The sequence below is a fragment of the Streptomyces albipurpureus genome, assembly GCF_023701525.1.
Lineage (GTDB): Bacteria > Actinomycetota > Actinomycetes > Streptomycetales > Streptomycetaceae > Streptomyces > Streptomyces albipurpureus.
The window spans coordinates 60,768-67,927 of record NZ_JAMQAW010000034.1 but is presented as its reverse complement, the minus strand read 5'-3'; the positions used below and the strand labels follow the sequence as shown (position 1 = coordinate 67,927).

The following is a 7,160-nucleotide window of genomic DNA, read 5'->3' as shown; positions in this document are numbered from 1 at the left end:
GCGGAGCCCGCAAAATCGGCCGCGTCGGACACGACCACCCCGAGGCCACACCATGACCAACACCAGTCGCAGTGGCAGTGCCGCTGCGAACACCAACGCCAGCACCAGTGGCAGTGGCAGTGACCAGGTCACCGTCGACCTCCTCATCATCGGCGCCGGCCCCACCGGCCTCTACGCCGCCTACTACGCGGGCTTCCGCGGCCTCACCGTCGCCATCGCCGACGCCCTCCCCCAAACAGGCGGCCAAATCAGCGCCCTCTACCCCGAAAAACTCATCTACGACATCGCCGGCTTCCCCGCCATCCGCGGCCAAGACCTCGTAGACCGCCTCACCGAACAAGCCAACCAATCAAACCCCACCTACCTCCTCAACCACAGCGTCACCCACCTCAACAACACCGACCAAGGCATCACCGCCACCACCAACACCGGCACCCACATCACCGCAGGCGCAGCACTCATCTGCGGCGGAATCGGCAACTTCACCCCCCGCGAACTCCCCACCGGGACCGAATACCTCGGCCGAGGACTCCGCTACTTCGTCCCCCACCTCAACGACCTCGCAGAACAGGACGTCATCATCGTCGGCGGCGGAGACTCCGCACTCGACTGGGCCCTCTCACTCGAACCCATCGCCTCCACCGTCACCCTCGTCCACCGACGCACACAATTCAGAGCCCACCAACGCACCGTCCAACAAGTACACACATCATCCATACGCGTACTCACCCCATACGAGATCCACAAGACCTCCGGCGACGGACCCCTCTCCGAAGTCGTCGTCGCCAACACCAACGGCGACGAAATCACCCTCCCCGCCCAAACCATCGTCGCCGCACTCGGCTTCATCGCCGACCTCGGCCCCATCGAACAATGGCAACTCCAACTACGCCGACGACGCATCCTCGTCAACCCCACCATGCGCACCAACCAACAACACATCTTCGCCGCCGGCGACATCGCCGACTACGACGGCAAAGTCAGCCTCATCGCCATCGGCTTCGGCGAAGCCGCCCTCGCCGTCAACCACATCACCACCACCCTCGACCCCACCCGCTCCACCACACCAGGACACTCCACCGACACATAGCCGCTACACACCGAAGACCCGTCGTTGGCCTGGCGGTGATGTGTTATTGGTCCCGACAGTGGGCTATCGGCTCGGGTGTTCATGTGGGTGTGCACGGGGTCGGCTGTCACGTGCCGAAGGCAGCGGGCGCGCGCGCCGGTGGTCGGATGGCGTACGGAGATGGGCAGGGCCCGGGGTTGTACGGACAGCGTCCGTCCTGCTGCCGCACCGCTGGACCATGGCGACCACCGCACCGCCGACCTCGACCACCAGCGCCTCTCAGCGGCTGCTCATCGTCGTTTTCCACCTGTCACCGGCCAAAAGGGCTTTCCCCGGTGGTCCGTGGTGCGGCTGTCCTTCGTCGCAACCCACCCGTGAACAGCAGCCGGTTCACCGCGTTCGGCCCGGCGTTGCGAACCTGCCCCTGCGAAGCGGTGTTCAGCAGCCAGTTCCGTACCTGCGAGGACGACGCCCGTGGGTACGCCTGCTTGTAGCGGACTACCATCCCGGCGACTGGGGTGTCGCCATCGACGTGCCGGGCATGGTGCCCTCCTGCTGGCGCGGAAGGGCGGAGTAGCTGGCCTCGCCGGGGGCGTAGATCTTCACGCAGGGCCCGTTGTTGGTCCCGCGGCGCGATCCGTTGGTCTCCACGACGTCGTACTCCCTATCGAAGCGGTCCGTCCCGGCGACGGTGAACGCATACCTCGCCTGGGCCGGCGAGTGGTCGCAAGCGTGGGTACGGTCCTTGCCCGCCGAGATCACCGGCAGGGTGTCCGCGTCCCGGACCCGCCATGCGGCCGCTTCCAAGAAGGCACGGCGGGAACCTCCGACTGACGCGTTGAGCACCGCGGGGACATTCTGGTTCCGCTTGTTTGCGATCACCAGTCGAAGGCCGCGACGGCGTCATCCCAGGTGACCTCGTTCTCGCAGTTGACGGGCTCCCGGACGCTGAGGAGTTGCCCATCCTGCCCAACCACGAAGTCCCGCCCGCCGACCGTCCCGGCGACGAGTGTGCCGTGGGGGTGACACCCACCGTAGCCGTCGCTGATGTAGCTCGGCCCTTCCCGGGCTCGATTCTCGAACTGGTGATGGCTGACGTCGATGCCGGTGTCCACCCCATAGACCACGTCCCCCGCCCGGTGTGGGTGGCGTGGTACTGGCCGTTCGGCGGTAATCGCGTCTGATCGATGCGGTCCAGCCCCCACAGGTTGCTCAACACCGGCCGCGAGCGCCCGGCAGCGCCCTGCTCAGCGGTCCCGGCGGGGGCATCGGACCACGGCCGACGGCGTTCTCCTCCACGGCCCGCGACGCCCGACAGCAGCTGCGCGGGCCGGGAACTACTCTCGGATGGCCGGAGAAGCCGCTCATCGCATGCTCGTAGACGTGTTTCGGTCACACATTCGGGGACCTCGGCGAGGACGGACGCGGGGGGTGACCCCTTTGTCAGCCCCACGATGTACTCACCCGGCACCGAGCCCGCCGACTCTCACAGGGGCGCGGGTTCGGGTGTCGGAGCGGGGGCCGACGCGTAAGACGGAGTGGGATGGCCCGGCAACGGCGAGGGGGGAGGCTCTGAGCCTCGTACGTCTGGTCATGATTCCGAGCGGACGCCCCGACGGGCAGTAGCGGTCCGCCGGACGGCATGGTCCAGCCACCCGTGTTGAACTCTCGCCTCACCGGGCCCTTCCCTCGGCCACCCATCGCCCACGGGGAAGCCCCTTCCTGTGGGACCGGGCCCGCCGTACGGGCACACGTCGAACCGCACGCTCCCCTGCACCCCGAGGACGCCCCACGGAGCGCAGGGGAGCCGTCCACAGTTGGGACCGTCGGACTCCCGTGCACCCCAACACTCCTCGCACCCCTTGCGCACCCCACGACATCGGTGTGGCCCCGTCGAGGGCGACACTCCGACACTCCGACACACCGCGCAGGACACCAGGCGCTGAGGTGCGCCCTCCTGTTCCAGTGTCCCGCGCCCCAAGCTCCGTACGCAGCTCAGTGCGGTGGGCCAACCGCGGCCGGCCGGGTGCTGGACCCGGATCGAACAAACTCGTCCCGCCGGGCAGCGTGCTCAACCCGTACGACAACGGCTACCCACCGCCCGCGTTGAGGACCGCGGGCTGCGCCGTCGCTGACGCCGGTGACGCACGAGGACGCCGACCCCGCGCGATCGCGGAGTCGGCGTCCTTCCTTGCGAGATCCGTGCTGTCAGGTCGACCCGCGTTGGAAGGGCCGGCCGAGGGCGGCGGGTTCCCGGTGCTGGCTGGCGAACAGCAGCATGGCGATGAGTGCGAGCAGATACGGGGCCGCGACGAGCAGCTGGGGGTTGAGGGTGACACCCAGCGCGGGAAGCGCCAGGCGCATCGCGTCCGAGAGGCCGAACACCATGCAGCCGATCAGGGTACGGCCGAGCCGCCACGCCCCGAAGATCACCGCGGCGATGACGATGTACCCGCGTCCGGCGGTCATGTTCTGGTTGAACGATCCGACCTCGCCGACCGCGAGGTAGGCGCCACCGAGACCGGCCATGGCGCCGCACCACAGCAGGGCCTGCCGGCGCCGGGCATTGACCTTGATGCCCGCCACGTCGGCGGCCTGCGGGTTCTCCCCCACAGCCCGCAGTTCCAGGCCCCAGCGGCTGCGCGTCACCAGCCACCAGGTGAGTGGCACCAAAAGGATCAGAAGGTAGGCGGGCCAGCGTCCGGAGAACAGCGGCTCGCCGATGAGCGGGATGTCCTGCAGCAGCGGGATCGACAGCACCCCGACCTGGTGCGAGGTGAACTGCTGCGTGGTGATCAGGTAGCTCGTCAGCCCGAGCACCAGCGCGTTCAGCACCAGGCCGACGACGAAGGTGTTGATCTGGGCCCGGTGGGAGAGGTTGCCGTGCACAAAGCCGAGGACGAGGCCGGTCACCACGCCGACCACCAGACCGGCGGTGGCACTGCCGGTCGCACTCGCGGTGGCTACCGAGGTGAACGCGGCGCCGAGCATCATCGCCTCGACGGAGATGTTCATCGCTCCGGCGCGCTGGGCCAGGTACTCACCGCAGGCGGCGAACGCCAGCGGCACGGTCAGCCGGACACCGCTCGACAGAATTGTCGTGGTGCTGTCCAGAACGCTCACGCTGCCGCCTCCATCTTCTTGGTCGGGACAACGGGCTGGGGGGACGGCGTCGACGGCGTCGCACCGCGACGCCCGCGGAAGAGGCTGACGAGGACGGGCGGCGCGACGAACGCGAGGACGAGCAGTGCCTTGACGATGTCGACGAGGAAGTACGGAACGCCGGTGGCCGAGAGGAAATCGCCACCCGCACGCAGCACGGCGAACCCGAACGCCACCGGGATCGCGATCAGGGGCCGGTTGCGCGCGACGAGCGCGACGAGCAGGCCGTCCCAGCCGACGTTGTCCGAGAGCCCGGCCTGCAGCCGGTTGGGGCTGACCGGGCTGGCCAGCAGCAGCCCTCCTGCCAACCCCGCGAAGGCGCCTGACAACGCCAAGGTGAAGCCGCCGAGCACCGACACCCGGACACCGGTGTGCTTGGCCGCCAGGGGATTCAGTCCGACCATGCGCACCCGAAAGCCCCACCGGCTGCGGCTCAGGACGAGCGCGGCGCCGGCCGCGGCGATGAGCGCGATGAACAGTCCCGCGTTCACCAGCAGCGACGGGTACTCCCCGAAGTCGGCGAGCAGGGCACTCGCGGGCAGCGGGTTGGACTGCGCGTCGGCGATGCCCGACGAGCCCTGCGCGCTCTCCTGGAGCCACGGGCTACTGACCGCGAACGTGACGAGCTGGATGGCGAGGAAGGTCATCAGCAGGGTGCTCACCACGACGTTGACGCCGCGGAAGCGATACATCAGGGCGCTGAGCCCGGCCCAGAGACCGCCGCCGACCGCCGCGGCGGCCATCACCGCGACGACCATCATCGGGCCGGGCAGGGCCAGCCGCAGCCCGACCCAGGCGCCGAAGAGGCCGCCGATGAGCACCTGCCCCTCCTGCCCGATGTTGAACGTTCCGGCGGACGCGCAGATGGCCGCACCGACCGCCACCAGCAGCAGCGGCGCAGCGTTGAGCAACGTCGCCGTCCATCCGGTGGAGTTGGCCAGACTCCCGTCCCAAATGGCGGACAGCGAAGCACTCGGCGAGGCTCCGTTCATCGTGAGCAGCAGCGCGGACGCGCCCAGCGCTACGATGACGAGCGCGAAGGTGACGCCCGCGGTCAGCCAGCCATCGCGCCCCGGCCGGAGCCGGGCGAGGAAGCGCCGACCGAGGTCGTCCGGATTCATCAGCGAAACGGAACTCACGCGGCCTCACCCCCCACCAGCATGCCGAGCCGCTCGGGGGTCGCATCGGAGACGGGGAGTGCTCCGGTGATCTGCCCTGAGGAGATCACTGCGATCCAGGTTGCAAGGGCCATGACTTCCTCGAGTTCGGTGGAGATGAGCAGCACTCCGATGCCTTCGGCGGCCGCCCTGCGCAGTCGGGCGTACATGTCCTCGATGGCACCGACGTCAAGCCCGTGGGTGGGCTGCGCGGCCACCAGGACGCGGGTGTGACCGGACAGCTCCCGGGCGAGTACGACCCGCTGCTGGTTTCCGCCGGAGAGGCTGCGCACCGGCGCGTCCAGCGACGGTGTGACGATGTTGAACTCGTCCGCGAGGCGACGGGCCTGGGCGAGCATCGCGCGCCGCCGCACCAGGAACCGGCCGCTGACCTCGTTCAGGGACTTCATCGTCAGGTTCTCGGCGACGCTCATGTCGAGGACGACGCCGCTGTGGTGCCGGTCCTCCGGCACGATGCCGAGACCGGCCTTCGACAGCACACCGGGCCGGGTCACATCCACCCGGCTCCCGGCGACCTCGATGGTGCCGTCGGTCGGCACGACCAGCCCGGAGAGGACATCGCCGAGCATCGCCTGGCCGTTGCCCTCGACGCCGTAGAGGGCAACGATCTCGCCCGCGCCCACGGTCAGATCGATGTCGTCGAGAACCCTGACCCCGCCTTGCACGACGGTGAGTCCGGCCAGACGCAGGACGGGCTGCTGCCGTTCCCGCGCCTCGCCCCCGTCGGCGCCCGCCCGCTGCACCGGCAGCAGGCCGAGGGCCGCGCCTTCATCGCCCAGCGACACCTCACGGCCCACCATCTGCCGGGCGAGCAGTTGCGGAGTGGTTTCGGCGGTGACCGCCCGGAAGGCGACCCGGCCCTTGCGCAGGACCGTCACCCGGTCCGTTGCCTGAGCGATCTCGGCGAGCTTGTGGCTGATGAGGATGACGGCCCGCCCCTCCTCCTGCACCACGCGGCCGAGCACGGCGAACAACTCCTGCGACTCGGCCTGGGTCAGCACCGATGTGGGCTCGTCCAGGATCAGGATCTGTGGGTTGCGCCGCAGGCACTTGACCACCTCGACCCGCTGCCGCTCGCCGGCCGAGAGCGCGTCGACGCGCGCCTCGGGGTCGATCGGCAGCCCGTACCGCGCGGAGACCTCGGCGATGCCGGCGCAGATGGCCTGCTTGTTCACCTTGCCGGTGTCGCCGAGCGCCACGTTCTCCCACACGGTCAGCGCGTTGATGAGGCTGAAATGCTGATGCACCATGCCGATGCCCAGTTCGGCCGCTTCCTGCGGGCTGTCCAGCGCGACCTCCTCGCCGCGCACCAGGACGGTGCCGGCGTCGCGCCGGACCAGCCCGAGCAGGACCTTCATGAGGCTGGACTTGCCCGCCCCGTTCTCACCCAGGAGTCCGTGGATCTCGCCGGCGTCGACCCTGAGGTCGACGGCGTCGCAGGCCGTTACGGATCCATAGGACTTTGTGATGCTGCGCAGCTCAAGAATCGGAACCGCTGAGGTCGTCGGTGTCATTGCTGATCTTCCTCGTGGGTGTCGGCACGTCAGCCGAGGCGCTTGACCTCGGCCGCCGCGTCGATCTCCTTGCTGCCGATCTTCTTGATGAACTCAGCCAGCTGCTGGTCCTCGTCGCCCTGGCCGTCGCAGATCTTGACGGTCGGGTAGGGGTCGACGCCCAACTGCCACACGCGCGTCGTGCCCATCTTCAGGTTGTTCTTGGCGAACTCCTCCAGCCCGGCACGGAAGTAGTCG

The 7,160-nt window shown here is 68.9% G+C and carries 6 protein-coding genes and 1 pseudogene; 1 reads left to right on the top strand and 6 read right to left on the bottom strand.

The window, feature by feature from the left end:
* The first annotated feature begins 52 nt into the window (after positions 1–52).
* Positions 53–1,090: an NAD(P)/FAD-dependent oxidoreductase gene (locus NBG84_RS27130; RefSeq protein WP_250922248.1), complete on the top strand. Its 1,038-nt coding sequence runs from the start codon at positions 53–55 to the stop codon at positions 1,088–1,090.
* A gap of 477 nt (positions 1,091–1,567) precedes the next feature.
* Here the strand turns inward: NBG84_RS27130 and NBG84_RS27125 are convergent, their stop codons facing one another.
* The 6 genes and pseudogenes from NBG84_RS27125 to NBG84_RS27100 all read right to left on the bottom strand — a co-directional run.
* A complete protein-coding gene (locus NBG84_RS27125) occupies positions 1,568–1,951 on the bottom strand; it encodes a S8 family serine peptidase (RefSeq protein WP_250922247.1) in 384 nt (127 codons plus the stop codon).
* Complete coding sequence (locus NBG84_RS27120) at positions 1,948–2,184, bottom strand: S8/S53 family peptidase (protein WP_250922246.1); 237 nt, start codon at positions 2,182–2,184, stop codon at positions 1,948–1,950. The genes NBG84_RS27125 and NBG84_RS27120 overlap by 4 nt, the downstream gene beginning before the upstream one ends.
* A gap of 1,093 nt (positions 2,185–3,277) precedes the next feature.
* The gene (locus NBG84_RS27115; protein WP_250922245.1) at positions 3,278–4,192 is read right to left on the bottom strand and encodes an ABC transporter permease; all 915 of its coding nucleotides are present in this window, start codon (positions 4,190–4,192) and stop codon (positions 3,278–3,280) included.
* Entirely contained in the window at positions 4,189–5,370 is a 1,182-nt protein-coding gene (locus NBG84_RS27110) for an ABC transporter permease (RefSeq protein WP_250922244.1), read from the bottom strand. Before NBG84_RS27110 ends, NBG84_RS27115 begins: the two co-directional genes overlap by 4 nt.
* Positions 5,367–6,923 (bottom strand): ABC transporter ATP-binding protein, encoded by a 1,557-nt coding sequence (locus NBG84_RS27105; RefSeq protein WP_250922243.1) that lies wholly within the window; start codon positions 6,921–6,923, stop codon positions 5,367–5,369. The genes NBG84_RS27110 and NBG84_RS27105 overlap by 4 nt, the downstream gene beginning before the upstream one ends.
* A gap of 29 nt (positions 6,924–6,952) precedes the next feature.
* Positions 6,953–7,160, bottom strand: a pseudogene (locus NBG84_RS27100) (hypothetical protein); the annotation flags it as partial.

What these genes read in the sequence shown, in the direction of transcription:
- NBG84_RS27105 (WP_250922243.1), bottom strand. Translation starts at nt 6,923, where the DNA reads ATGACACCGACGACCTCAGCGGTTCCGATTCTTGAGCTGCGCAGCATC.
- NBG84_RS27130 (WP_250922248.1), top strand. Translation starts at nt 53, where the DNA reads ATGACCAACACCAGTCGCAGTGGCAGTGCCGCTGCGAACACCAACGCC.